Here is a 24,689-nt window from a genome sequence, read left to right as displayed (position 1 = left end):
ACACCTAAGTGAAATCCAAACCGCTCTTTTATCTCGCTCTGAGTGCATTGATTGTGCGCGCCCTCTATTTCTTTCAGGAGTTGGCTTCTCCCTTTTTTCTACGCCCTCTGCTTGATCAGCATTATTATGATTTATGTGCCCGCCAGCTTGCCGGTGGCGGTGGAGACCTGATCGATGGCTTCCGCCCCCTGCTTTATCCTCTCTTTTTGTCGGGGTTTTATCGAATTGCTCCTGATTCGGGCATTCTGCTTTCCGTAATGGCGCAAATGGCGCTCGGTGTCGGAATAACCGTGCTCGTTGCCGCATTGTCCATGCGAATCTTCAGCAACAGGACAGCGGGCATACTGGCCGGCTTATTTTTCTGCCTGAGCGCTCCCCCCCTCTATTTTGAAGGACAGCTTCTGATCACCACGCTGTTTTCCTTTTTACTACTCGTTCTGAGCTATGTCGTATGCCTGGCTATGAATACCAAACCCATTGCAAAATCTGCTGCTCTATGGCTTGCGGCTGGCATCCTGCTGGGCCTGTCCGCCCAAGCCCGACCGAATGCACTGCCTCTCATCCTCTTTTTTCCAATGCTCGGAATCTTTCGCTGGCTTCAACTGCGCACACACTCCCGGCCACCGACCACCCGCCTGCTCTCGCTACTGCCCTTGCTGGCCCTCCCCGGGCTGTTATTGATTCAAATTTTATTTGGAATGATTAATGCCCAATACAGCGGCAAATTCTCGCTGATGACCCAGGCCGGCGGCATTAACTTTTACCTCGGAAATTCAAAAAATGCCGATGGCATGATTCCCCGACAGGATCGTTATGTCGTATACGAAGGCGAGTACCGCGACCCTATCCAAGTGATGGCGGAAGAAGGCTATCGTGAAGCTACCGGAGAAACCGGAACGCTTTCTCAGGAAAAAGTTTCCAACCACTGGAAAACGAAAACCATTGAAGAGATCAAAGCGGATCCCGCCCGATGGATTGGTTTGATGGCAAAAAAGACGTGGCTCATGTTCTGGAATCATGAGGTACCGAACAACCGAAGTTTTGAATTTGCCGCCACCGAAGACAGCACCCTGTTAAAATGGCTTCCGGTTCGATGGTGGCTACTCCTGTCCCTATTTCCCTGGGGTATAGCCGCGCTCATCAAACAGAGACAACATGAGCAGATTTTATGGATCGGCTCCTTCCTCGTCCTCTTATCCGGCACCATCATCCTTTTCTTTGTCAACAGCCGATTCCGCATCCCTCTATGGCCGGGCATGGCCATTGTCGCCGGAGGGGGAGCTTTATATTTTTGGGAATCCATCAAAGAAAAATCAATTCCGCTCACACCGGTTCTCTTCAGTATCATACTGTTGCCCCTGTCTTTGATTAACTGGTTCAATATCCCTGCCGATCCCATCGAACACGATCTATCGATGCGCTCCTCAGCCTATTATGACCGGGGGCAATATGAGCAGGCCTTGGCTGATATCAACCGGTGCCTTGAAAGGGTTGACAACAACCCGGGCTATTATTTTCGGCAAGCCAATATCCTGCTTGCCATGGAGCAGAATGGAGCAGCCATACAATCCTACTTGAAAGCGATTAAACTGAATAACACAGACCCCATATTCCATAATAACCTAGGCATTGCTTTCGAAAACAGCGGACAATTCGAACATGCTGAAACAGCATATAACAAAGCACTAAGCCTTCGTCCCAACCATACCGCAGCCCGAACCAATTTGATGTTATTGTATATCCGGACAGACAATCTAGGTAAGGCGAAAATTATATTGCGTCAGTTGCTCTCCGAAAATGGTAGAAACCCAACGTTGCTGTGTGCACATGCCATCATTGCCTACAAAGAAACCGGGAACCCTCAAGCTCTCAAATCGGCACAAGAACTCAACTCTACCCTAGCTAAAGATCTACTTCATTGATCCGCACTTTAACGTTTTATAATACACATAAAATAACAGAAGTCCGGCAATAGCACTTAATACAGAGAATAACGTCCAATTATCACAGGCTACCCATTGTAGCAACAGAGGAGCTCGCAACCCTGACAATATGAACAACAGCGGGGACACCTCCCATGTTTCGTAAATCAGCCCTCCTTTGAAGAGATTTACACCATTTTGCATGCCGGAGAGTCGCCAATAAGAAAAAACATCACCTAAAGCAAAATAGATCTGCTGGATGACGCACAAACCGCTAAACAAGCCAACCCCAATAAACGCTTTCAGAGATCCCGTTCGCCTTAGCTCCCCCAGATAGACTCCAACAGGAAGTAACAGAAATGGAATCAGCACAATGAGATATCTCGGCCCCAGACAGAGACCGCCACTCCAGTCAGAGCGAGAAGCTATAAAGACCAGCCGAAACAGGCAGGCTCCCATAAGCGATAAAGCCCAGACCTTGTTTTTCAAATAAAACCGCTTCCATAAAGCGAGACCTAGAATTATTGCAGGACAATAAAAGAAGAATCCCTTTCCCGCACTAAACAGCAACCCCTGAATACCATGTAGAGGTGAAGTCCACCCCCCATATCGCATAGCTCCCTCGACCGTCCTACCCGTTTCCCACACACTCCCAAAACGGTTGAAATTATAAAAACCCAACACAACCAGAGCCAGAAAGACTCCTGAAGCAAAAATTCCGGCACACTTAATCTTTAAACATAGGCTATCCCTGAATTCCGCCTTGGGCGAAAGAAGGATTGAAAAGATAAAAAACGGAACAAAAAGAATAGCCGTGATATGAACGAGAATGGATACCCCCAGCAGCAATCCTCCAACCAGCAACTTAAGATACCGATCGCTCCCTATCTCCGAACTCGCCTTAATAATCAACAACATGGCCAGCATGGAAAATAACATAGCCAGCAATTCACTGAAGAATGTGCCACTGTAGGCTAAAATTGGAGTGCCAAAAGCAAAAAGGATAGAACTCAATAACGACCCTGTATTTGAACCCTCAAACGAATGGACTAGACCGTAAAAGACAACAACGCATAGAGAAGCAACTAATATGTTAAACCATCCCATCAATGATCGCACGGCGTGACCTCGTATATTTTTGACTTCTGCTCCATTTACAAAATCACGAATCCCTCCTTCAAAATAATGACTTTCGGCAATCAGGAATGGGCGCTCATCAAAAAAACCGGCATCTACTACCTGCTCAGCCAAGAAAACCAGACCTGCACTCACCACGGCCTGGCCCGGACCGAAAATGGAATAATTTTTTCCATCAATACCGGTAGCAATTCCGAATTCCTTCCAGGCCAACTCTTGTTCTACTGAAAAATCCCCTTGATGAATCAGTCCTTGGGCAGATCGGAACATAATTTCCGAGTCAGGTGCTCGAATCCCCCAATAACTGAAAATTGAATACGTCAACATGGCTCCCAAAAACAGATAAAGCCCATGAACAACGAAACCTTTTTTTTGACTTTGATTCATTAATCGCGGCCACTCAGCTTATTTGTAGTTGTTGCCATCCACACGGCAAATGCAATAGCCAGATGCAGGGAAGGTTGGGCGTGATAAAAGATTCCGTCAACAAGGCTGTGTACACCCAGTGACACAATTACTGCCAAAGCGGACAACTTTGGAACGCTGAGTTTTTCCATAGATTGGAAAACTGTCTGTCTGAATCCCATAAAGCATCCATACCCGATCATGCAGAGAAACAGAACTGTTCCCACAATGCCCCACTCCGCAAGAAACTGGAAAATGAGGTTGTGCGGTTGAAAAGCAAACGTGCGGTTCGGCATATAGCAATAGCCCTGCGATCCCAGCCCGAATAACCACGCATGATTCAGGTTCAACGATTCAACAACCCATCCACAGAACGTTACACGGCCTGTGGTCATCTTATAGGGATCCCCGCCGGCCGCCATCGTACGCTCTGCTGCCTGGAAAATTCCATTCCAGTAAAATACTTCAAAGAGTTCCGAAATCAGAATCCCCCCTATCGTGAAGATGCCTAACGCAATGAGATAGTGCTTCCATGGCTGTTTTCTGATCAGAAGAACCAAAGCAATGGCAACGCAGGCCGCATAGGCCGATATAATTGCACCTCGTCCCCCTGTCCAGAACATCAGGCCCCAAACAGCAAGCCCGACCACATAATAACAGGTCGATACCGCCGGATTACTTTTTCGGCAGAACACGGGTTGAAGTGCTGCGGCTGCTGCAGCAACAAGAAAACCGGTAATGCGAATATGCGCATTATACGGAGGACGACGAAACCATTCTTTACTCTCCTCGGTTAAGGGCTCCGGCATTGCGAACCAGGCATCCACAAACAAAAGAGCCAGCACAGCAACCGACAGTGCCAACGAAAAAAAGACAGGAGATGCAGAGCCCTTGTAGCGTTTAAAAAAAATCAGTACACAAAGAAAAAATACGAGATGAAACAGGGTCTGCAGATAGCGCTGGACGGCAAACCACTCGGTCATCAGAGCATAGGGCGACATCATCAGAGACAATGTGATGCTCATGAACCATAAAGCTAAAAGCCAAAAGCCAACCGATTTTACAGGAAACAGATTTCCAAAACGTCCTTGTGATCCGCGATAGATCAAAAATCCGCTCACAAATATCGCCTCATACCAGAAAATAAGCCAGGCGTTATCAAAGACGTTCTGCCCTGTCGTGATGGTGGCCAGAAAGGTCAAAACGCACAGCAAACCCATCAGCCACCCTCCTTTATTGAAAAAGGATTCCTTTTTATTTCCCGCACCCATCATATGTTCTCCCATATAGCCGGAATATGCATGATGAGTGCCAAGACACCAACAGAAGCAGCCTCTTCACGGAATACCGTCCTGAATTGAAAAAATAGCTAGCTATCGTTTCCTTCTGAGCTTTCATACAAAGGAAAACACATGACAACCAGCTTGCTAGCGGAGGGGCAACTACAAAAAAACCGTGCGCACCTCCGATACCGAAATCTACCACTTTCGCTCCAGTGCCAACCGGCAGCTATGCCCGCAGTTCCGTCGGAAGCGTCAGAGTACCAGAGTAAGCGCAAGTGATTTTCCATCGAAAGGGTCTCAAATTACGGTGTTTCAGTGCGAACTCGGCGGTTCTGCGAAGGATCGCGTACAACAGTTTCGCACAGGTCCTCCGGATGAACGGTTTGGTGTACGTGCGCCCCGTGGGGCATCGGGCCTACAGTCACTGGGGAACCGGTTCTTCAGGAGGTGAATTTGACAGGATTCCCTGCATCGAAAGGATTGCTCCTGAATGGCTCTGAATTAAGCGTAAATCGTCTGCTTTACGGGGCGGCAATCGTACCGCAGGCGGCTCGCCTGCAGAGGCCCATTCAAATGCCCTTAACTTAATGCCATTCAGGGTTGAAATCACTCCTGCAACGTATTGATGGACGAGGCGCACGAAGGAGATAAAACCCCGGCCGCCGGAGTTCGCTTTCAATCTGCTTCCCGTCGTTCCTCCCAAGGCCAACCGCTTTGGAAACAGCAGCCTTTTTCAACTCAAGACGCTATTCCGGGAAAAGGCGGAAATTTGTTTCCGCCGGTCGAAAGGCGGCGGAAAAAAATGTCGGGGTTTTTCGTAACCCCCTGTTTTTCCAAGGGTTGTAGGCTTTCGGCTTCCGGACTCAAGATGAGGCGGAAATTTTTTTCCGGTTATGCGCCCTCCCCGCACCCCGCACCCATATGCCCCGACAATTATTTCTATCCACTCATTATTAACATTTTACAACTTCTCCGCAGTTCAGATTCAGGGCGGTGGCACACCTGTTGCATTAGGGGCTGTCATCATTTGGGAAGATAGAAACTGAACTGAAATTCAAAACTACGTTAACCAACCAAGGAGAAATACGATGAGAAAAGTAGCAATCTACGGAAAAGGCGGAATCGGTAAATCCACGACCACGCAGAATACGGTAGCCGGTCTTGCAGAAGCAGGAAACAAGGTGATGGTGGTGGGCTGCGATCCGAAAGCCGACTCCACCCGTCTGCTGCTTGGCGGCCTGGCTCAGGGCACGGTACTCGATACCCTTCGTGAAGAAGGTGAAGACATTGAAATTGATGATGTCATCAAAGATGGTTTCGGCGGAAGCCGCTGCGTGGAATCCGGCGGACCGGAACCGGGGGTCGGCTGTGCCGGACGCGGGATCATTACTTCGATCAACCTGCTGGAACAGCTGGGTGCTTATGAAGAAGATCAGAAACTCGACTACGTGTTCTACGACGTGCTGGGTGACGTGGTCTGCGGCGGATTCGCGATGCCGATCCGTGAGGGTAAAGCCGAAGAAATCTATATCGTGGTTTCCGGTGAAATGATGGCGATGTATGCTGCCAACAACATCTGCAAAGGGATTGTGAAGTTTGCGGATGCCGGCGGCGTTCGTCTGGGCGGCCTGATCTGCAACAGCCGTAAATGCGACAACGAACTCGAACTGATCACGGAACTGGCGAGCCGTCTCGGCACCCAGATGATTCACTTTGTTCCGCGCGACAATATCGTGCAACACGCGGAGCTCAACCGTAAAACCGTGATCGATTTCGCTCCGGAATCCAACCAGGCCGACGAATACCGCGCCCTCGCGAAAAAGATCAACGACAACGAAATGCGTGTCATCCCGACGCCGCTCGAGATCGAAGACCTCGAAGAGCTGATGGTCAAATACGGATTCGATGCATAACCCAACCTTGTAGGGCGGGGTCCGAGACCCCGCTCCGAGGTCGTGGACCTCGGCTACACAAAATTAACCAGGAGAATACCCATGTCAAAACTGCTCGTACGTTCCATTGTCCGCCCGGAAAAGGCTGATGAAGTCATGAAATCCCTGCTCGAAGCCGGCTATCCGGCGATCACTAAAGTTCCGGTCTTTGGACGCGGAAAACAACGCGGCCTGAAAGTCGGCGAAGTCACGTATGATGAACTGCCGAAAGAAATGCTGATGACGGTTATTCCCGAAGCCGACAAGGATTTCGTGGTGAAGACCGTTCTCGGAGCGGCCAAAAGCAGCGAAACCGGAAACTTCGGCGACGGCAAAATTTTCATTTCACCGGTTGAATCGTCTTACACCATCAGTTCCGGTCACGAAGATTAAAGGAGGGCGTCATGAAAGAAGTAATGGCAGTCATCCGAATGAACAAGATCAACGACACCAAGCGTGCGTTGAACGAAGCGGGCATCAGCTCCTTCACCGCCACCGGCCGGGTGCAGGGCCGCGGTAAAGGAATGGTTGATTATAACATCCTTCACGGTGCCGAGGAAGGTGCCCCGGAAGCGATCGACCAGCTGGGCGAAGGCCCCCGCCTTGTTCCCAAGCGTCTGATCACGGTTGTGGTCTCGGACGAGTGGGTCGAAAAAACCGTAGCAACCATCATCAAAACGAACCAGACCGGCAGCTCGGGCGACGGAAAAATTTTCGTCCTGCCGATCCTGGAAGCAACCCGTGTTAGAACCGGCGAAACCGCAGAAGGCCCTTCTGGCGGCAACGTCCTTGACTCCTCAGGAGGTTTGGAATGAGCAACGAAAATAAATTACCGGATCCTTCCGCAATCAAAGAAGAAATCCTCGCCAAATACCCGCCGAAGATTGCGCGTAAACGCGCAAAATCCATGGTAATCAACGATCCCGAGCTGGATCAGCAGATCCAGTCCAACGTCCGTACCATTCCGGGGATTATCACCCAGCGCGGCTGCACCTATGCCGGCTGTAAAGGGGTGGTTCTCGGTCCGACACGCGACATCGTCAACCTGGTGCACGGCCCGATCGGCTGCAGCTTCTATGCCTGGCTGACCCGCAGGAATCAGACCGATCCGGATGAACAGGTCGAAGGCGGCGACAACTATATGAACTATGCCTTCTCAACCGACATGCAGGACGACAACATCGTATTCGGCGGCGAGAAGAAACTGGCTCAGGCGATTCAGGAGGCCTACGACATCTTCAAACCGAAAGCCATTGGGGTTTTCTCCACCTGCCCCGTCGGCCTGATCGGGGATGACGTGCATGCGGTTTCCCGCGAGATGAAAGAAAAACTCGGCGACTGCAATGTGTTCGGATTCAGCTGCGAAGGATATAAGGGGGTTTCCCAGTCTGCGGGCCACCATATCGCCAACAATCAGCTGTTCCGCCATGTGATCGGCCTGGACGATACCGAACCGAAACACAAATATAACGTGAACCTTCTTGGTGAATATAACATCGGCGGTGACGGATTTGAAATCGACCGTATCTTCAAGAAGTGCGGCATCAACATCATCTGCACCTTCTCGGGTAACTCCACCATGGACAAGTTCGCGAACTCACATATGGCCGACCTCAACCTGGTGATGTGTCACCGTTCCATCAACTATATGGCGGAGATGCAGGAAACCAAATTCGGTATTCCGTGGTTCAAAGTGAACTTTATCGGCGCTGAATCCACCGCGAAAGCGATGCGTAAAATCGGTGAATACTTCGAAGACGACGAGCTGAAAGCCCGCATCGAAGAAGTGATTGCCGAGGAAATGCCTTCCGTGAAAGAAGCGGTGGCAAAAGCGAAACTGAAATCCGACGGAAAAGTAGCGATGCTTTTCGTGGGCGGTTCCCGTGCACATCACTACCAGGAACTCTTTGGCGAGCTCGGCATGCAGACCGTTTCCGCCGGTTATGAATTCGGTCATCGCGATGACTACGAAGGACGTAAGGTGCTTCCGACCATCAAAGTGGATGCCGACTCCCGTAACATCGAAGAGATCAAGGTGGAGAAGGACGAAACCCGCTACAGCCCGCGTGCTTCTGAAGAGAAGCTCGAAGCGCTCAAAGAAAAAGGCTTGGAAATCAGCGACTACCGCGGTATGGCGCCCGATATGGCCGACCAGTCCCTTATCGTAGACGACATCACACATTGGGAAACCGAAAAGCTGATCGACTTCTACAAACCGGATATCTTCTGCGCCGGCATTAAGGAAAAATATGTCGTCCAGAAATCAGGCATTCCGCTGAAACAGCTGCACTCCTACGACTACGGCGGACCGTACGCCGGATTCGAGGGGGCCAAGAACTTCTACGCTGACATCGAAAAGATCCTCAGCACCAGCATCTGGAAGAAGATCAAAGCCCCGTGGCTCAACAAGGAAACCGATCCCTGCATCTGTGCGGAGTACGTGGCCTAGAAAAATTGCCGATTGCCGATCGAGGATTGGCGATTGAAAATCAGGCGCCCAACGGCGGCAGCATTCCATAAACCGGCAATCGGAAATCAACCATCGGCAATAAACAGAATCTAAATCGGAGAAATCCCATGTTACTAAGACACACCCCCAAAGAAGTAAGCGAACGTAAAGCGCTCACCGTCAACCCGGCAAAAACCTGCCAGCCTGTTGGCGCCATGTATGCCGCTCTCGGCGTGCACGGCTGCCTCCCGCACTCGCACGGCTCCCAGGGCTGCTGCTCCTACCACCGCAGCGCCCTCACCCGTCACTACAAAGATCCGATCATGGCCGGAACCAGCTCCTTCACGGAAGGTTCCTCGGTATTCGGCGGTCAGTCCAACCTCCTCCAGGCCCTGGCCAACATGTTCACGATCTACAACCCGGACCTCGTGGCCATCCACTCCACCTGCCTTTCCGAAACCATCGGCGACGACCTCGCGCAGATTGTGAAGAAAGCCACGGACGATGGCAAAGTTCCGGAAGGCAAGAAAGTGATCTACTGCAACACCCCGTCCTACGTGGGATCGCACGTCACCGGATTCTCCAACATGGTCACCGGCATCGTTAAAGGGCTGGTTGAACATACCGGCGAAGCCAAAGACCAGGTCAACATCATCCCGGGCTGGGTTGAACCGTCCGATATGAAGGAAATGAAAGGCATCGCCGCGCGCCTCGGCGCAAACATCGTGATGTTCCCGGATACCGACGGCGTGGTCGACACCCCGCAGACCGGCGAATTCAAAATGTACCCAGACGGCGGCGCTAAAGTCGAAGACATTGCCACTTCAGGCGACAGCATCAAAACCCTCGCCTGCGGCAAATGGGCTTCGGAAGGAGCTGCCAAATGGCTCGACAGCAACTGCAAAGTTCCATTCGAAACCCTCGACATTCCGATTGGTCTCGGCGCAACCGACCGCTTCGTGGAAGCACTCGCCAATGCAGCCAAAGTAACCATTCCGGACTCCTTCATCTCCGAGCGCGGCCGCCTGGTGGATGTCATCACCGACATGTCCCAGTACCTGCACGGAAAGAAAGTGGCCCTCTTCGGCGACCCCGACCAGCTCATTCCAATGACTGAATTCCTGCTCGATCTCGATATGATCCCGACTGCGGTCGTTTCCGGAACCCCCGGTAAAGCGTTCACCCAAAAGATCAAAGAACTCTGCGCGGAAAAAGCACCGAACGTCAATGTGGCAAATGGCGAACGTGCCGACATGTTCCTGCTTCACCAGTGGATCAAGAACGAACCGGTCGACCTGCTGATCGGCAACACCTACGGTAAATATATCGCCCGCGACGAAGACATTCCGTTCATCCGTCACGGATTCCCGATTGTTGACCGTATCGGACACAGCTACTTCCCGACCGTGGGCTATAACGGCGGCATTCGGCTGCTCGAAAAAATGCTCGGTGCCGTCATGGACCGTCAGGACCGCGATGCAGAAGAATGCAAGTTCGAGCTGGTGATGTAGTAGGAAGGAGCTGAAGTTTGAAGGTTCGGAGCGTATCGCCCGAGGGTTTTCCCAGCCCGCTCCGTCGGGTGGCAGCTCCAGCCTTCAAACCACAAACTCCAAACTGCAAAATCCTTTGGAACCGGAGCGCGGGAAAATCTCACAAAACAGGATTCTCTCTCCTCCTCTGTTTGCACCCCGCGCTCCGGCTCCAATCTTTTTAAAAAAGCATGCTAACGCAAAGAAACAGAGGAATCAAAGTCACGCAAAGCTTAGCGACGTTGTTGTTTCAGTAAGGACCGGAGAAATAAAAACCATTTAAACACGCTGCCTTTGCGATCCTCTTTCTACTCAGCGTTCTTTGCGTTTTTAATTAATAAACATCTGGAGATAAATGATGAGCGGCACATTGGACAACGGCTACGAAGCATTCATGAACGAAGGCGATAAATACCTCAAGACCGCAAAGGGGGGCATTAAGCGCCCGGCGATCTTCACCGCCGAAATTCTCTACAACATCATCGGCCTCGCCATCGAAAAACATGTGATGGCCGCCCTCATGGCCAAAGGCAAACTCGCCGACAACCACACCTTCACCGATCTCATCGACGCCGCCGATCAGGTCGGCGGCATCGGCGAAGAAATTGCCGCGCAGCTGCTCAAATTCGAATCCTACCAGAACATCTGCCCCGTCTTCGCCGGCTACCACCGCGCCGAACCGCCCGTCGACGCCATTCCCGAAATGATCGACACAGCCGAAGCCGTCCAGGCCTGGGCTAAAACCCAAATCGCCGCTTAAGTAATAATTAACCACAGAGCACAGAGGCTCAGCACTTACAGATTTATAATATAATATTAATGCACTCTCTCTGCGTACTCAGCGCCTTTGCGTGAAATAACATACACCTTATATTGAGCTCCCGAGTCTCTACCTCTGTATCCTCAGAGCTCTCTGTGGTGAAAGAAAAATACAGGACAAATTATGAGTGAAGTCATTGCAAGACCCCTCGGAAAAATCACCGCCATCCTGGCCGACTGCGGCTTCGAAGTCACCTATGCCTACGACGACCTCGTCTTCATCGAACATTCCGCCTTCATGCTGCAGTTCACCGACGACCCCGCCGTCATGAAAATTTTCCGCCACGTCGACTGCGAGCCCGTCGCCGCCGGCGAAGCCGAAAAAACCATCTCAGCAGCACATGCTAAACAGGGCTTCTCCATGCTGCCCTCCGGCAACTACACCATCACTGAAAACGAAGACGAAACCATCAATATTGAGTTCGTTTAGTTCCGACCGAAGCATCAGCATAAAAACCTGGGTCTGCTCCATTTGCGGGCATATTCATCAAAGCGCAGAACCGCCGCGCTTCTGCGAAGTCTGCAAAGCAGGCGGCTCAAATTTTGTAAGCTCTTCCGTACAAGGCCGGCAATATGAATAAAATTCTGTTCTATGAAAAGACCGGATGCAAAGGCAACGCGCGCCAAAAGGCCCTGCTGGAATCCAACGGCTATTCGCTCGAAGTAAAATCTTTGCTCGATGAACCGTGGGAGCGCGATCAGTTAGAGTCATACTTCGTGGATCGGCCCGTGGAGGAATGGTTCAATGATAAAAGCCCGGCCGTCAAACAAGGTCAGGTTGATCCTTCCGCATTCGATGCCGCCGGCGCACTGGACCTCCTGCTGTGCGAACCGATCTTAATCCGCCGCCCGCTTATTGAAATGGATGGACACCGGATGTGCGGGTTCGATGATCGAGTGCAGATAATGCTGGGCATCAACAAAAGTTTCCAGGGATTGGAAGCCTGCCAAAACGCAAAAGAACGCTGCGATTAAACAACGGACTCAATGCAGAAAATTCCAGCCATTTGAAAAAAAGATGAGCACAGAAGAAATCAAAGATCTTGAAAAACAGGTAACCAGGCTGAAATTTATTGCCGGGCAAAAGGCCGGCGATCTTCATGACTTGATCGAGGATCGGCTGTGGGCTGAATTCGAAGATATACCGGCGGTATCGGAAGCCGCCTACAACGCCTGCAAGGCGTGGCAGACCAAACAGAATGAATTAAATTCAGCACTCAGCGAACGCTAAAAGGAACCGAGATCTCGACGGGATTTCGGTCCATGCAGTTTTCCGCTGTGATATGCGGATTGGCTTTTAAGCAGAAGTCACAAAAACGAAGATATTCTTCGGGCGTCATTTTACGCACAGGAGGCTCTTCAACATTTCCAAGCTTTGGAAAATTAACCATCTTTTTCCTCTCCACTCATTCGGCTTTCAACCTTCGAATACACATCATCACTTGCGTATCGATCGCATAGCTCGCGAATCAATTTAAGATCCAAGCCACACTCTTGAACCAGATTGACGACATCAAGAAGATCCTTTTCTTCACGCTGCAGTGAACCCTGACTGACAGCAAACAGCTTCATTGCTATCAGATCTGAAATCCCCGGAACTTTTAGTCGATAACCTGAGTAATCAATTACTTCAGCGGATTTGATGAGTTTGTCCATCGAATCCTGTTCAATCTTTAGAAAATCAACCCGATGTGGATTTTCGGGATGGCCAAAGAAAATAACATTGTCTGAATCGGAAACATTCGTAAAACCGGCCGTTTTCATAACTTCCCGAACCGTGGCTACATCGTTTGAAACGATCATAAAATCCACATCAACTGTGGCGCGACTAAAGCCATAATGATTCACCGCATGCCCACCAATCATGAGAAACTCAACACCTGCTTTTGGCAGTTGCGTGCTCACGACATCAAAAACATACTCAACGCTATTCGTTTCCATGGATTCATCCTTAAACGAATCCGAATACTACAACGATCCATTCAAAAAATACAATAGCGGGAGCCACACCGAATCCAATCCACGGATTATTAGGATTTTAAAACTGATTTATAATTAACCGGCCCTCCAGGCTCCAGAGTCTAATCCTTATAATCTGAATAATCAGTGGACAAAAATGATGTCACGACCGAAATAGGTTAGGCCTTGTTGTAAATTACGGGCATTTGGCCTTTCCAGGTGTCCCATAGCGTTGGATCGGCGGCTAAGTTGGCCATGAAGTTTGCCACGTTGATGCGGCTGGTTTGGCCGGCGTCGAAGATGGCATTCCGGATGGGCGATGGGTGAAGGGTATATGCTGAAACTTCTGTTTCATCGGTGAGGCCGTCGGGTCGGACGACGGCCCATTCAATCAATGCGTGATTCCGGCCGATGCGGGTTCGGAGAATATCGGCCGCCTGTTCGTTATCCACATGCGGAGGAAGCAGCACCCGCAAGATGGAGACGACGATCCGTTGGGATAATGGAGGTCGTTCCGGGATATCACGGTTGGCGTTCCCCGTGGTATTCATCAGAATCACTTTAATTTTTCGATCCGGCGTTAACGCTTCAACAACCCGGCAGACCTTTTCCACGGTATCGGCAACCAGCCGGCGAGGTTTTCCAAACAACCCTTTGAAGGTCAAATTATGCCCCAGGCACGAGAGCACCGCATCGCAACCTTTCAACAGCGGCCGTAATTCGTCATCCGATATCTCGGTAATACTTCCCGTAACTTCATGGTAGTTCGATCGACCTTCAAAGGTGCCCCTCAGGGAGCTGGAAGATCGCACCACGACCGTTACTTCGAACTCCCTGGCCAGTAAATCCGCGACCAGTAATTTACCGGTTGCCCCACTTGCTCCAACAACGAATACGCTTTTCATATCATGTCCCGGTTAATGAAAACCTTCACTGCAGGTAGGACCCTAGCATTGAGTCTGAATAGAACCACGTGAACTTAATAATAAAATAGCGCCTCGGACGATGCCCGGAATCAACGAACGTTTCCAGGGATTGGAACCTACTCGCACTTACAAGTTACTAGTGTTTTTCAAGGGTTGGACATAGTGGCAACAGTTGTCCCGTAAAGCCCTTCCCCCGCCCCCATCCCGCTAACGAAACGCCCGGATTTTCCAGTACCCCATATTATTTACCCTGAAGCTGTAGAGACGCCGTTCTCGGTGTCCGCATTCCTACCAAGAAACAGCTTCAATACACAAATGGACATCGGGAACATCATCCTTCCAATCCTTCCCCTTCCTGTCTTCATACCCTCCGGGGTTGAAAAATTATCCCCACATCATTGTAGAACAATTTTCGTGCCCGCTTCCAGAGACTGGAAAAAAATGTCGGAATTCGGTTTAACCCCTTTGTTTTCCAAGGGTTGGAAGAGCGAGGCTTCCAAGGGCTGGACGTGCCGGAAAAATATTTCCGTAATCACGCTCCCCTTCCCCGTCACCCCCTTCCTCATCAAACATTTTACTAAACACTAATTAGCAAGGACTTACAACTCCGATCCGCGCCCAACACGGTACAATGGCACACCTGTTGCAATAAGGGCTTCCAACAATTGGAAAACCAAAATGGCTGAAGAAAAAATCAATCTGTTGGAAAAGCGCAAAGCCCAGGTGCATGAAGGCGGCGAATTTGCCATGGAGGCGGAAAAGCAGAGTCTTGCTGGCTCCGTCAGCCAGCGCTCCTGCAGTTTCTGCGGATCCCGTGTGGTGCTCTACCCGATCGCCGATGCGATCCATATCGTGCACGGGCCGATCGGCTGCGCGTCCTACACCTGGGATATCCGCGGTGCCCTTTCTTCCGGTCCCGAGCTGCACCGCCTGAGCTTTTCCACCGACATGCAGGAAAAGGACGTCATCTACGGCGGCGAAGGCAAACTTTATAATGCCATCAGCGAACTGATCGATGAATACAAACCGAGCGCGGCGTTTATCTATTCCACCTGCATCATCGGCGTAATCGGCGACGACGTGGACGCGATCTGCAAAAAGGTGCAGAACGAAAAAGGTATCCCCGTGATCCCGGTTGATTCCGAAGGCTTCAAGGGCTCGAAAAAAGAAGGCTACAAAGCGGCCTGCGATGCCCTGTTTAAAATTGTCGGCGAAGACGACCCCGACGCACAGAAAGTCCCGAAGTCGATCAACATTCTCGGCGACTTCAATCTGGCCGGTGAAATCTGGATTATTAAGGACTACTACGAACGTATGGGCGTCAAAGTGGTTTCCACGGTTTCGGGCGATGGACGGGTCGATGAAATCCGCAAGGCCGGGCGCGCCCATCTCAATATTGTGCAGTGCTCCGGTTCCGTCAGCAATCTGGCAAAGATGCTCGAAACAGAATACGGCACCCCCATGATGCGCGCCTCCTACTTCGGCATCGAAGATATGTCGAAGGCGCTCTATGACGTGGCCGATTTTTTTGATGACGATGAAATGCGTATGGGCGCACAGCGCGTGATTAAAGAAGAAGTGGCCAAGCTGATGCCGCAGCTCGCGCCCTACCGGAAAGATCTTACAGGGAAAAAGGCCGCGGTCTACACCGGCGGCGCTTTCAAGGTCTTTTCGCTGGTTCGCTCGCTGCGCACGCTCGGCATGGATGTGGTGGTGGCCGGCTCGCAGACCGGGTCGGTGGATGACTATAAACTGCTGACGGAACTCTGCGATCCGGGCACCGTAATCCTCGACGACACCAACCCGCTCGAGCTGGCAAAGTATGTGAAGGAAAAAGATGTCGACCTCTTCATCGGCGGCGTCAAAGAACGTCCCATCGCCTACAAGATCGGCGTCGGCTTCTGCGACCACAACCACGAACGCAAGGAAGCGCTCGCCGGCTTCATCGGCATGCTCAACTTTGCCAAAGAAGTTCACTCCTCCGTCATGAGCCCCGTCTGGCAGTTCGCACCGCGCCGTGCAGGAAAAAGAACCTAAACGGAAAAGAGAGCACGAAGATGAAGACCACGAAAAAATACGATACCTCGATCAATGAAATCTTAACGGCCATGGGCATTCATGACCTGGACAGAAATCTTCCTCCGAAGAAGAACCTGCGTAAGCTCAACCTCTTCGCAGACAAAAAAGGATCCGGTAAATGAGCTGCAACTGCGGAAAAACCTGTGCTCCGGTCGACGATGCGGCCCATGCCTGCACAGCGGATGATAAAGCCAAATGCGGCTGCGGTCCCAGCGGCGGGAATTTCACCACAGAGAGCACGGAGGAACACAGAGACAGTACCTCCGTGCACTCGGTGTCCTCCAGCGAAGCGGGTGGTAAAAAACTTACCGGCGAAAATTTTACGGCAACGCGCAATGCCTGCAAACTGTGTGCTCCTCTCGGCGCCTGCCTTGCGTTCCGTGGAATCGAAGGCTGCCTCCCCTTCCTCCACGGTTCGCAAGGCTGCGCCACCTATATCCGCCGCTACATGATCAGCCATTTCCGCGAACCGATGGATATTGCCTCGTCGAGCTTCGGCGAAGAGAGCGTGGTTTTCGGCGGGCGCCGGAACCTTTTCGACGGCCTGACCCACGTGATTGAAGGCTATAAACCCGAAGTGATCGGCATTGCCACCACCTGCCTGGCGGAAACCATCGGCGACGATGTGAACATGTATGTGAAAGAGTATCTTTCCGCCGACCGTAAAATAGTCGATCCGCCGCACATTCTGCGCGTTTCCACCCCGAGCTATTCCGGCTCGCACGCCGACGGCTATCAGTGGGCCGTCCGCGCCATCGTCGATCAGCTCGCCGTGGACGGACCGAACGAAAAATTTATCGGCATTTTCCCCGGCATGGTTTCCCCGGCCGACCTGCGTCACCTGCGGGAACTGATGGAGGATTTCGAAATGGATTTTTCAATTGTTCCCGATTATTCCGACCCGCTCGACGGCCCGGTCTGGGGCGACTACCACAAAATTCCGGCCGGCGGTACTCCGGCCCGCGAAATCGCCAAACTCGGCCGCGCCTCAGCCGTGATTGAACTGGCCTCGACCATCGCCGACAAACAGTCTGCGGCATCGCTGCTCGACGAAAAATTTTCCACGGCCGTCTTCCGCGTAGGCCTGCCCATCGGCATCCGCCAGACCGACAAATTCTGCAACGTACTCGAGCAGATTACCGGCCGGCCGCTGCCCGCCAAACACGACGCTGAACGCGGGCGACTGATCGACTGCTATGTCGACGGCCACAAATACACCTTCGGCAAAGAGGTCGTCATCTACGGCGAAGAGGATTTCGTCGTCGGCATGACCGCCTTCTGCTGCGAGATCGGCCTCAAGCCCGTCCTCTGCGCCTCCGGCGGCAAGAGCGGTAAGCTCGACCAATGCATACGCGAAGCTGCCCCGGAACTCGCCCCGGAAACCCCGATCCTCGAAGGCATCGACTTTGCCGAAATCGAGATCGCCGCTTTCAATCTGAAACCCGACCTGCTCATCGGCAACAGTAAGGGCTTCAGCCTCAGCCGCAAAACCGGCATCCCGCTGATCCGTTTCGGATTTCCTATCCACGACCGGATCAGCGGGCCTCGTACCCTCCACCTGGGATACCGGGGCGCCCAGCAGCTGTTCGACACCATTGTCGACAAACTTATGGAAATGAAACAAGAGAACTCAGATGTAGGCTACACCTACATCTGAGCTAAGGGACCAGGCACTAGGAAACTAGGCATTAGGGAATACTTTTACATGAACATACCCGCTCAGATACGTGAACCACAGGACTTCACTAGTGCCTTTTGCCTAGTGCCCAGTCCCTCAACTCAAACCAGGAGCTAGCCATGCCTCTCGACTTCACCAAACACCCGTGCTTTAACCCCGATGTCAAAGGCAAATACGGTCGCGTCCACCTGCCGGTCGCGCCGAAGTGCAACATCCAGTGCGGCTACTGCAACCGTAAATACGATTGCGTCAACGAATCCCGCCCCGGCGTAACCTCCAACGTCCTCTCCCCCGGCCAGGCGCTCTACTACGTCAACGATCTGGTGGAATCCGGCAAACCGATTTCGGTCGTAGGCATTGCAGGCCCCGGCGATCCCTTTGCCAATCCGGAACAGACGATGGAAACGCTGCGGCTGATCCGTAAACGCCATCCCGACATGCTGCTCTGCGTCTCCACCAACGGCCTGGGCGTCGGCCCCTACATTGCCGAACTGGCCGAACTCAAAGTGAGCCACATCACCATCACCATGAATGCCATTGATCCGGAGATCGGTGCTGATGTTTACAGCTGGGTGCGCGATCATAAAAAACCGTTGCGCGGTCTTGCCGCCGCCGAACTGCTGCTCGAGCGTCAGATTCAGGCCATGAAAACCATCAAGGCCCACGGCCTGACCCTGAAGATCAACACCATCCTGATTCCGGGGGTGAACGATCATCATATCGACGCCGTTGCGGCCTTCGCCAAATCCGAAGGTGCCGACCTGCATAACATTATTCCGATGTGCCCGGTGGAAGGAACCATGTTCGAAAATCTCGACGAACCGACCCCGGCCATGATCCACGAAGCGCGCGATATTGCCGGAACATATATGCCGCAGATGACGCACTGCCAGCGCTGCCGCGCCGATGCCTGCGGCCTGCTCGCTGAAGGCACCACGCAGGATACGCTCAAAAAACTGGAACAAGCCGCCAACGCGCCGATCAATCCGGACGAAGAGCGCCCCTACGTGGCCGTCGCCACCCGCGAGGGCGTACTGGTGAACGAACATCTGGGCGAAGCGGCCGAACTGAGTATCTTCGGCGAAAAAGACGGCCTCTTCCAATGTCTGGAAACCCGTGCCACGCCGGATGCCGGCAGCGGTTCGGAACGCTGGATGGATCTGGCAAAGAATTTGAGCGATTGCCGTGCAATCCTCGTCTCAGGGGTGGGACCCAAACCAACGGCCTTTCTCCGTCAGGCCGGACTCAAAGTGGTGGTGATGGAGGGGCTGATCGATGAAACGCTTCGCCGGATTTATGCCGGCGAAGAGGTCCGTTCGCCCCTCCGGAAAACCAAATGCGGAGAAAAATGCACCGGCTCGGGGGCCGGTTGCGGCTGAGAAATTAAAACGCCAAGGCGCAGAGAACACAAAGCCTCGCAAAGCTGCTTTGCGTAACTTGGCGACCTTCGTGTCTTTGCATTGAATATAAGTAACTAACCAGGGGAAAATTATGCCTATAGCAAAACCGGAAATGCACTTCTTTATCTGTAACTCCTACCGCGTCGCGGGCGAAGCCAAAGGCGTCTGCAACACCAAAGGAGCCGGAGAACTGCTTTCCTATCTCGACACTGAAATTCTCGACCGCGGGCTCGACGCCCAGGTCTCCGGATGCGGCTGCCTGAAAGTCTGCGATAAGGGACCGGTTATGGTCATGTATCCGCAGGGAAAATGGTTCGGCGAGCTCGATGAAGAAAAACTCGACGCCATTCTCGATGCCATTGAAGACGGAGAAGATACCGGTGAGTTCGAACTCGAGTAAATGTCATCATCATGATCAATCCAACGGCTCATACTGCGGCACGCAGGACGGCCGTTGGGTTAAATCCGTGAAAAAATATGTAAAGAGCCTAGACTATGGCGAAGTCACGCTCACCGTCCACAACGGCCAGGTGGTCCAGGTTCAGAAAACCGAAAAAATTCGTTTTTAAATGAAAACAGAAACCGTAGAGCTCACCTTAATCGGCACCATCCGTACGCCGCATACGACCGCTGACAATATTCCGGTGCAACCGGTCGGCAGCGAGGACGAAGGCGTAGTGGAACTCTATCCCGAGTTTGCAGAAGGTCTGAAGGACGTCGACGGCTTTTCGCATGTCATGCTGCTCTTCCACCTGCATAAAATGAAGCCGGACTACAAGCTGACCATCACGCCGTTCATGGATAAAAAAGAACACGGTGTTTTCGCCACCCGCTCGCCCGCGCGTCCGGCGGCCATCGGACTCTCCACCGTGAAGGTGAAAAAGGTGGAAGGCAGTAAGCTCTACTTCGAAGGCGCTGACATGCTCGACGGTTCACCGCTGATCGACATCAAACCCTTTTTCCGGAATGTGGATAACCGGCCGAATGCCATCAGCGGCTGGCTCGAAGACAAGGAGGCGGACATCGCCTCGAAACACCGCTCCGATGACCGTTTCATGGAACGCAAGGCGATCCATCAAATGCCCTGATTTTTAAGAACAAAAACGCCAACCGGAAAACCGGCGGCAGATAGAAAACAAATACAGGTCTACGCTTCCTGACATACAGGTGTCGCAGCCGGAGACCGAAAAAATGAAAGTAAGATTAACGGCCGCACTGCTGGGTGCCGCTATGTCGACCCTCGCCTGGGACAGCGCTGAAAATGCGGTCTGGCTGGAAGGAACCCTTAAAGGGAAACTCACTGAAAAACTCTCCCTCTCCCTCAAGGAACAGGTCCGATACAGAGAAAACGATGGGTTTTTCTATTGGCGCTACACCGACGTCGGTGTCGGATGGAAATTCTCCAACGCCTGGAACCTCACCGGGAACTACCGGTATATAACCACCCGGAAACGAGACGGCGACTGGTTCGCCAAGCCGATGCTCCACGCCAACCTCACCAATACCCTGCCGCTGGACTTTCTCCGCCTGAAAAGCCGGATGCGGCTGGCGCATGTGGATATGCCCGACGGGGATGATCAGGCGCTCCTCTGGCCGCGGATCACCCTCAGTTTTTCCAAAGGCTGGAAAGGCCTGAATCCCTACGGGGCCTGGGAACCGATCTATGACATGGCCGACAACCTCGTTTACTGCAACCGGTTTGAGGGCGGCTTTTTGTATGCCCCTCTGGATAACCTATTCCTGAAGGCCTTTCTCATGCACCAGCTCAACCGGACGGACTCCACCTCCAAGTGGACGGAGTCGTATAATATGGGCATCGGCGCAACACTTAAATTCTGAGGGCATACAGATGAACCTATGGTTTATACTCCTATCCTCCCTGCTCACCGCTGCAGCGGCGCAGGCCAGGCTCTCTGTTTTCGCAACGGCCGGCCTGACGCCGTGGCACACTCCATGCACTAATAAGCCTGACCGGCTGATTTGAGGTATATTTTGAACCGGAAACCTACAAACATGAAATTTCTATCCACGATTTTGTTTATTCTACTGCTTAGCACATCGGCCCGAGCCGCACTTTCGGTATTCGCCGCCGCCAGCACCACCGACGCCATGAAAGATCTCGCCGCCGCCTATAAAGACGCCGGCGGCGAGACTGTGCGGTTTAACTTTGCCTCGTCCGGCTCTCTTGCCCGACAGATCGAAGCCGGCGCACCGGCCGATGTTTTTGTATCGGCAAACGTCAAATGGATGGACTGGCTGGAAGCGAAAGCGGCCATTCAGACCGCCTCACGTTTCAACCTGGCGGCCAACACGCTGGTGCTGACCGCCCCGCCCGGCGCGTCCGTCAAATTTGACGGAACCGTTCCCGGCAAAGTCGCGGTCGGCGAGCTCAAGAGCGTGCCGGCCGGCATGTATGCCAAAGAGGCGCTGGAGCATCTGGGCTGGTTCAGCGCCTGGAAACCCCATTTCGTGCAGGCGTCCAGCGTCCGCACCGCCCTGCTCTATGTCCAGCGCGGCGAGGTCAGCGCCGGCATCGTCTATGCCACCGATGCCAGGGCCGCGGGACTTCCAATCCTTGGAACCTTCCCCCCGGAATCCCACAGTCCGATCATCTATCCCGCCGCCGCTGTATCGGAAAAAGAGTCTGCCGTAAAATTCCTTCATTTCCTGAAGTCCGACGAAGCCAGCAGGATTCTGAAAAGCCACGGATTTACAGAAGCCGCAGAATGATTTTTTTAAACTCAGTCGAAGCAGAAATCGCAGAGGAACACAGAGAACGAGGCTTTGTGCACTCCTTGCTCTCTAGCGTAGCGGGTGTTCATATACATGGTTAATTTATCCCCAGCAGAATGGAGTGCAGTGGGACTTTCGCTGAAAGTCGCGCTGGGGGTTGCGGTGGTCACCGCTGTTCCGGCGGTGCTCGCGGGCTGGCTGTTTGCGCGGAAAGAATTCCGCGGCAAGCTGCTGCTCGAAAGTCTGGTGCATGCTCCGCTCGTTATTCCGCCGGTCGTCACGGGCTATCTGCTGCTGGTGACGTTCGGCCGGAACGGGCTGATCGGAAAATGGCTGGCCGACCACTTTGACCTTCGACTGGTCTTCACCTGGCAGGGCGCTGTGCTGGCTTCGGCCATCGTGGCCTTTCCGCTGGCCGTCCGCTCCGTGCGGCTGGCAGTTTCCATGGTCGATCAGCGGCTGGAGGAAGCGGCCCAGACGCTGGGCTATAACCGCTTCCGCGTCTTTATGAAGGTGACCCTGCCGCTCGCGTGGCCCGGCATTCTCGGCGGTATTCTGCTCGCCTTTTCGCGCAGCCTCGGCGAGTTCGGCGCAACGATCACGTTTGCCGGCAATGTGGAGGGATCGACCCAGACCCTGCCGCTGGCTATTTATTCCGCCCTGCAGGTTCCCGGCGAAGAGACGCTGGCTATGCGCCTGGTGGCGGCTTCGCTCATTCTCTGCTTTGCCTCGCTGCTGATTTCCGAACTGTTAACCCGAAAAGCCAAACGAAAGATGAGCAGTGAATCTCGACGTTGATATCTATTACAGGCAGGGCAATTTTCTGCTGGATACCGAATTCAAATGCTTTGAATCGGCGATGGGGGTATTCGGCCATTCCGGCTGCGGCAAGAGTACGCTGTTCCGAGCCATCGCCGGGCTCATCCGTCCCGACGGCGGACACATTATCCTCGGCGGCGAAACCTTTTTTGATGCCGCCCGGCGAATCTTTGTGCCACCGCACCGGCGCGGCATCGGCCTCGTCTTTCAGGATGCGCGCCTTTTTCCGCACTGGTCCGTCGAACAGAACCTGCGCGCCGGTGAATGCCTGAAGGAACGGATAAAAAACCGCCCGTTCAACTTTGACGATATCGTGGACCTGTTGAATATCCAGCACCTGATCGACCGCGAGGTGACCGACCTCTCCGGCGGCGAAAAACAGCGGATTGCCATCGGACGCACCCTGCTGGCCAATCCCAAGCTTCTGCTGATGGATGAACCGGTCAGCGGGCTGGATGTCTCGCTGAAAATGCAGATCCTGCCCTTCCTTGCCCGAATCCACACCACCCTGCAGATTCCCACGATTTTGATCAGCCACGACCTCGGTGAAATCCTGCAGCTCACCGACCAGCTCCTGCTGATGCGCGACGGTTCCGTGACGGGAAAGAATTCTCTTGAAAAACTGGCCGGCACCTCAAAAACGCTGCGGGAACTTAAAGGGGCCCAGCTGACCAATTTGCTGAAAATGCAGGTTGCCCAACACGATAAGGATCATGGTGTAACCCGGCTTGATTTACCGAATCATCCGGAGCTCCGGGTTGAAATGGAACTCGCGGAAAAACTGCCGATCGGCCGGGCGGTAAACATTGGGATTGCCGCCAATCAGATTGCCATTGCCCCCCATCGGATTGAAACCATTTCCATGCGCAACCAGCTGCCCGGCCGGGTACGCAGCATAACCCACACTCCTGATCGCTCCCTCTGCAAACTCGATACCGCCGCCGGACCGCTGTTTGCCGAGATTACACGGGGAACCGAAAAAGAGATGAATCTGACGCCGGCCTCATCGGTATGGATTCTCTTCAAAAGCCGCGCCATCCAACCCATGGGCATGCTGCAGTAACAACGGCTTCAGCGATCTGCGCTTAACGTCCCGTGCAGAACCCCTTCAGGCAGAGAGCACCCGGTTTCCGCCGACCAGCGAATAGACCTTGCTGTATCCGGCCGATCGAAAGGCGTTGGCGGTATAGTTGGTGCGAACGCCGGCCGCGCAAACGAGCAGGTAGGCTTTTTCTTTGTCAATGACCGACGGATTGCCCAGCAGATCGTTCATCGGAATATGCTGATGCTCGCACGGCAACGGCTCTTTCGCCACCTCATCGGGTTCGCGAATATCGATCACTTCAAAATCAGCTAAATTAATTTCATCAATAACAACATCAATGGCTTCGGGCATCGGGGCCTCCCTGTCATGTGCCGAATCTCCGGGATCGTGCGGCAGCTTAAGTTTCCGTATCGAAAGATCTGCACGATGAACCACCAGCGGATCGTTGTCCAGCCGGCTGTTCATTTTCAGCCGTTTATTGAAGGCTTCCAATTTTTCCAGACATTGAAAAACAATCTGCTATACCTTTCCGGAGTTTGGAAAACAACCGAGTAGAGAACGACTGCCATAGATTT

General features: G+C 52.8%; 27 protein-coding genes. 22 read left to right on the top strand and 5 right to left on the bottom strand.

What is annotated here, in order from left to right:
* Window positions 1-8 precede the first annotated feature (8 nt).
* On the top strand, window positions 9-1,922 hold the full coding sequence (locus P9H32_RS12145; protein WP_322609164.1) for a tetratricopeptide repeat protein: 1,914 nt from the start codon (window positions 9-11) through the stop codon (window positions 1,920-1,922).
* Here the strand turns inward: P9H32_RS12145 and P9H32_RS12140 are convergent.
* Window positions 1,911-3,446 (bottom strand): phospholipid carrier-dependent glycosyltransferase, encoded by a 1,536-nt coding sequence (locus tag P9H32_RS12140; protein ID WP_322609163.1) that lies wholly within the window; start codon window positions 3,444-3,446, stop codon window positions 1,911-1,913. The genes P9H32_RS12145 and P9H32_RS12140 overlap by 12 nt on opposite strands.
* Window positions 3,446-4,684, bottom strand: a complete 1,239-nt coding sequence (locus P9H32_RS12135) for an O-antigen ligase family protein (protein ID WP_322609162.1) — start codon at window positions 4,682-4,684, stop codon at window positions 3,446-3,448. The genes P9H32_RS12140 and P9H32_RS12135 overlap by 1 nt, the downstream gene beginning before the upstream one ends.
* Window positions 4,685-5,835: 1,151 nt before the next feature.
* Here P9H32_RS12135 and nifH point away from each other — a divergent pair.
* From nifH to P9H32_RS12090, 10 genes are all read left to right on the top strand, one after another.
* On the top strand, window positions 5,836-6,660 hold the full coding sequence (gene nifH, locus P9H32_RS12130) for a nitrogenase iron protein (RefSeq protein WP_322609161.1): 825 nt from the start codon (window positions 5,836-5,838) through the stop codon (window positions 6,658-6,660).
* Window positions 6,661-6,741: 81 nt separating this feature from the next.
* The gene (locus P9H32_RS12125; RefSeq protein ID WP_322609160.1) at window positions 6,742-7,071 is read left to right on the top strand and encodes a P-II family nitrogen regulator; all 330 of its coding nucleotides are present in this window, start codon (window positions 6,742-6,744) and stop codon (window positions 7,069-7,071) included.
* Between the two features lie 11 nt (window positions 7,072-7,082).
* Window positions 7,083-7,493, top strand: coding sequence for a P-II family nitrogen regulator (locus tag P9H32_RS12120; protein WP_322609159.1), 411 nt, complete (start codon window positions 7,083-7,085; stop codon window positions 7,491-7,493).
* Entirely contained in the window at window positions 7,490-9,127 is a 1,638-nt protein-coding gene (nifD, locus tag P9H32_RS12115) for a nitrogenase molybdenum-iron protein alpha chain (protein WP_322609158.1), read from the top strand. Before P9H32_RS12120 ends, nifD begins: the two co-directional genes overlap by 4 nt.
* 128 nt (window positions 9,128-9,255) lie before the next feature.
* Window positions 9,256-10,638, top strand: a complete 1,383-nt coding sequence (gene nifK, locus P9H32_RS12110; protein ID WP_322609157.1) for a nitrogenase molybdenum-iron protein subunit beta — start codon at window positions 9,256-9,258, stop codon at window positions 10,636-10,638.
* A 376-nt stretch (window positions 10,639-11,014) separates the two neighbouring features.
* Entirely contained in the window at window positions 11,015-11,416 is a 402-nt protein-coding gene (locus P9H32_RS12105; RefSeq protein WP_322609156.1) for a hypothetical protein, read from the top strand.
* Window positions 11,417-11,599: 183 nt separating this feature from the next.
* Window positions 11,600-11,905: a hypothetical protein gene (locus P9H32_RS12100; RefSeq protein ID WP_322609155.1), complete on the top strand. Its 306-nt coding sequence runs from the start codon at window positions 11,600-11,602 to the stop codon at window positions 11,903-11,905.
* Window positions 11,817-12,056, top strand: coding sequence for a rubredoxin-like domain-containing protein (locus P9H32_RS18175; protein ID WP_431311698.1), 240 nt, complete (start codon window positions 11,817-11,819; stop codon window positions 12,054-12,056). Before P9H32_RS12100 ends, P9H32_RS18175 begins: the two co-directional genes overlap by 89 nt.
* Window positions 12,049-12,450 carry an ArsC/Spx/MgsR family protein gene (locus P9H32_RS12095; protein WP_322609154.1) on the top strand — a complete coding sequence of 134 codons (402 nt, stop codon included), beginning with the start codon at window positions 12,049-12,051 and terminating at the stop codon, window positions 12,448-12,450. Before P9H32_RS18175 ends, P9H32_RS12095 begins: the two co-directional genes overlap by 8 nt.
* 43 nt (window positions 12,451-12,493) lie before the next feature.
* The gene (locus tag P9H32_RS12090) at window positions 12,494-12,706 is read left to right on the top strand and encodes a CCE_0567 family metalloprotein (RefSeq protein ID WP_322609153.1); all 213 of its coding nucleotides are present in this window, start codon (window positions 12,494-12,496) and stop codon (window positions 12,704-12,706) included.
* A 152-nt stretch (window positions 12,707-12,858) separates the two neighbouring features.
* Here the strand turns inward: P9H32_RS12090 and P9H32_RS12085 are convergent, their stop codons facing one another.
* Together P9H32_RS12085 and P9H32_RS12080 are read right to left on the bottom strand one after the other, a co-directional pair.
* Window positions 12,859-13,416, bottom strand: a complete 558-nt coding sequence (locus P9H32_RS12085; protein ID WP_322609152.1) for a nucleotidyl transferase AbiEii/AbiGii toxin family protein — start codon at window positions 13,414-13,416, stop codon at window positions 12,859-12,861.
* Between the two features lie 197 nt (window positions 13,417-13,613).
* Complete coding sequence (locus tag P9H32_RS12080) at window positions 13,614-14,339, bottom strand: NAD(P)-binding oxidoreductase (RefSeq protein WP_322609151.1); 726 nt, start codon at window positions 14,337-14,339, stop codon at window positions 13,614-13,616.
* 699 nt (window positions 14,340-15,038) lie between these two features.
* On the opposite strand from P9H32_RS12080, the gene nifE reads away from it, so the two are divergent.
* From nifE to modC, 11 genes are all read left to right on the top strand, one after another.
* On the top strand, window positions 15,039-16,397 hold the full coding sequence (nifE, locus tag P9H32_RS12075; protein ID WP_322609150.1) for a nitrogenase iron-molybdenum cofactor biosynthesis protein NifE: 1,359 nt from the start codon (window positions 15,039-15,041) through the stop codon (window positions 16,395-16,397).
* A 20-nt stretch (window positions 16,398-16,417) separates the two neighbouring features.
* On the top strand, window positions 16,418-16,561 hold the full coding sequence (locus tag P9H32_RS12070) for a hypothetical protein (protein WP_322609149.1): 144 nt from the start codon (window positions 16,418-16,420) through the stop codon (window positions 16,559-16,561).
* Window positions 16,558-18,096 carry a nitrogenase component 1 gene (locus tag P9H32_RS12065; protein WP_322609148.1) on the top strand — a complete coding sequence of 513 codons (1,539 nt, stop codon included), beginning with the start codon at window positions 16,558-16,560 and terminating at the stop codon, window positions 18,094-18,096. The genes P9H32_RS12070 and P9H32_RS12065 overlap by 4 nt, the downstream gene beginning before the upstream one ends.
* Window positions 18,097-18,236: 140 nt before the next feature.
* Window positions 18,237-19,496 carry a radical SAM protein gene (locus P9H32_RS12060; protein WP_322609147.1) on the top strand — a complete coding sequence of 420 codons (1,260 nt, stop codon included), beginning with the start codon at window positions 18,237-18,239 and terminating at the stop codon, window positions 19,494-19,496.
* Between the two features lie 112 nt (window positions 19,497-19,608).
* Window positions 19,609-19,917: a (2Fe-2S) ferredoxin domain-containing protein gene (locus P9H32_RS12055; protein WP_322609146.1), complete on the top strand. Its 309-nt coding sequence runs from the start codon at window positions 19,609-19,611 to the stop codon at window positions 19,915-19,917.
* Window positions 19,844-20,086 carry a YezD family protein gene (locus P9H32_RS18170; RefSeq protein WP_431311697.1) on the top strand — a complete coding sequence of 81 codons (243 nt, stop codon included), beginning with the start codon at window positions 19,844-19,846 and terminating at the stop codon, window positions 20,084-20,086. The genes P9H32_RS12055 and P9H32_RS18170 overlap by 74 nt, the downstream gene beginning before the upstream one ends.
* Window positions 20,087-20,605: a tRNA (N6-threonylcarbamoyladenosine(37)-N6)-methyltransferase TrmO gene (gene tsaA, locus P9H32_RS12050; RefSeq protein WP_322609145.1), complete on the top strand. Its 519-nt coding sequence runs from the start codon at window positions 20,087-20,089 to the stop codon at window positions 20,603-20,605.
* A 103-nt stretch (window positions 20,606-20,708) separates the two neighbouring features.
* The gene (locus P9H32_RS12045; protein ID WP_322609144.1) at window positions 20,709-21,356 is read left to right on the top strand and encodes a DUF2490 domain-containing protein; all 648 of its coding nucleotides are present in this window, start codon (window positions 20,709-20,711) and stop codon (window positions 21,354-21,356) included.
* 174 nt (window positions 21,357-21,530) lie between these two features.
* Window positions 21,531-22,247, top strand: coding sequence for a molybdate ABC transporter substrate-binding protein (modA, locus tag P9H32_RS12040; protein WP_322609143.1), 717 nt, complete (start codon window positions 21,531-21,533; stop codon window positions 22,245-22,247).
* 96 nt (window positions 22,248-22,343) lie between these two features.
* The gene (gene modB, locus P9H32_RS12035; RefSeq protein WP_322609142.1) at window positions 22,344-23,048 is read left to right on the top strand and encodes a molybdate ABC transporter permease subunit; all 705 of its coding nucleotides are present in this window, start codon (window positions 22,344-22,346) and stop codon (window positions 23,046-23,048) included.
* Window positions 23,032-24,132, top strand: coding sequence for a molybdenum ABC transporter ATP-binding protein (modC, locus tag P9H32_RS12030; RefSeq protein ID WP_322609141.1), 1,101 nt, complete (start codon window positions 23,032-23,034; stop codon window positions 24,130-24,132). The genes modB and modC overlap by 17 nt, the downstream gene beginning before the upstream one ends.
* 45 nt (window positions 24,133-24,177) lie before the next feature.
* Here the strand turns inward: modC and P9H32_RS12025 are convergent, their stop codons facing one another.
* Complete coding sequence (locus P9H32_RS12025; RefSeq protein ID WP_322609140.1) at window positions 24,178-24,579, bottom strand: rhodanese-like domain-containing protein; 402 nt, start codon at window positions 24,577-24,579, stop codon at window positions 24,178-24,180.
* Window positions 24,580-24,689 lie beyond the last annotated feature (110 nt).

Source organism: Pontiella agarivorans (genome assembly GCF_034531395.1).
In the GTDB taxonomy this organism is placed as follows: Bacteria; Verrucomicrobiota; Kiritimatiellia; order Kiritimatiellales; family Pontiellaceae; genus Pontiella; species Pontiella agarivorans.
This window is presented reverse-complemented; position numbering and strand designations above follow the sequence as displayed.

Coding starts and splice junctions, on each gene's coding strand:
- P9H32_RS12140 (WP_322609163.1), bottom strand. CDS start 3,446: ATGAATCAAAGTCAAAAAAAAGGTTTCGTTGTTCATGGGCTTTATCTG.
- P9H32_RS12135 (WP_322609162.1), bottom strand. CDS start 4,684: ATGGGTTTGCTGTGCGTTTTGACCTTTCTGGCCACCATCACGACAGGG.
- nifH (WP_322609161.1), top strand. CDS start 5,836: ATGAGAAAAGTAGCAATCTACGGAAAAGGCGGAATCGGTAAATCCACG.
- P9H32_RS12125 (WP_322609160.1), top strand. CDS start 6,742: ATGTCAAAACTGCTCGTACGTTCCATTGTCCGCCCGGAAAAGGCTGAT.
- P9H32_RS12120 (WP_322609159.1), top strand. CDS start 7,083: ATGAAAGAAGTAATGGCAGTCATCCGAATGAACAAGATCAACGACACC.
- nifD (WP_322609158.1), top strand. CDS start 7,490: ATGAGCAACGAAAATAAATTACCGGATCCTTCCGCAATCAAAGAAGAA.
- nifK (WP_322609157.1), top strand. CDS start 9,256: ATGTTACTAAGACACACCCCCAAAGAAGTAAGCGAACGTAAAGCGCTC.
- P9H32_RS12105 (WP_322609156.1), top strand. CDS start 11,015: ATGAGCGGCACATTGGACAACGGCTACGAAGCATTCATGAACGAAGGC.
- P9H32_RS12100 (WP_322609155.1), top strand. CDS start 11,600: ATGAGTGAAGTCATTGCAAGACCCCTCGGAAAAATCACCGCCATCCTG.
- P9H32_RS18175 (WP_431311698.1), top strand. CDS start 11,817: ATGCTAAACAGGGCTTCTCCATGCTGCCCTCCGGCAACTACACCATCA.
- P9H32_RS12095 (WP_322609154.1), top strand. CDS start 12,049: ATGAATAAAATTCTGTTCTATGAAAAGACCGGATGCAAAGGCAACGCG.
- P9H32_RS12090 (WP_322609153.1), top strand. CDS start 12,494: ATGAGCACAGAAGAAATCAAAGATCTTGAAAAACAGGTAACCAGGCTG.
- P9H32_RS12085 (WP_322609152.1), bottom strand. CDS start 13,416: ATGGAAACGAATAGCGTTGAGTATGTTTTTGATGTCGTGAGCACGCAA.
- P9H32_RS12080 (WP_322609151.1), bottom strand. CDS start 14,339: ATGAAAAGCGTATTCGTTGTTGGAGCAAGTGGGGCAACCGGTAAATTA.
- nifE (WP_322609150.1), top strand. CDS start 15,039: ATGGCTGAAGAAAAAATCAATCTGTTGGAAAAGCGCAAAGCCCAGGTG.
- P9H32_RS12070 (WP_322609149.1), top strand. CDS start 16,418: ATGAAGACCACGAAAAAATACGATACCTCGATCAATGAAATCTTAACG.
- P9H32_RS12065 (WP_322609148.1), top strand. CDS start 16,558: ATGAGCTGCAACTGCGGAAAAACCTGTGCTCCGGTCGACGATGCGGCC.
- P9H32_RS12060 (WP_322609147.1), top strand. CDS start 18,237: ATGCCTCTCGACTTCACCAAACACCCGTGCTTTAACCCCGATGTCAAA.
- P9H32_RS12055 (WP_322609146.1), top strand. CDS start 19,609: ATGCCTATAGCAAAACCGGAAATGCACTTCTTTATCTGTAACTCCTAC.
- P9H32_RS18170 (WP_431311697.1), top strand. CDS start 19,844: ATGAAGAAAAACTCGACGCCATTCTCGATGCCATTGAAGACGGAGAAG.
- tsaA (WP_322609145.1), top strand. CDS start 20,087: ATGAAAACAGAAACCGTAGAGCTCACCTTAATCGGCACCATCCGTACG.
- P9H32_RS12045 (WP_322609144.1), top strand. CDS start 20,709: ATGAAAGTAAGATTAACGGCCGCACTGCTGGGTGCCGCTATGTCGACC.
- modA (WP_322609143.1), top strand. CDS start 21,531: ATGAAATTTCTATCCACGATTTTGTTTATTCTACTGCTTAGCACATCG.
- modB (WP_322609142.1), top strand. CDS start 22,344: ATGGTTAATTTATCCCCAGCAGAATGGAGTGCAGTGGGACTTTCGCTG.
- P9H32_RS12025 (WP_322609140.1), bottom strand. CDS start 24,579: ATGAACAGCCGGCTGGACAACGATCCGCTGGTGGTTCATCGTGCAGAT.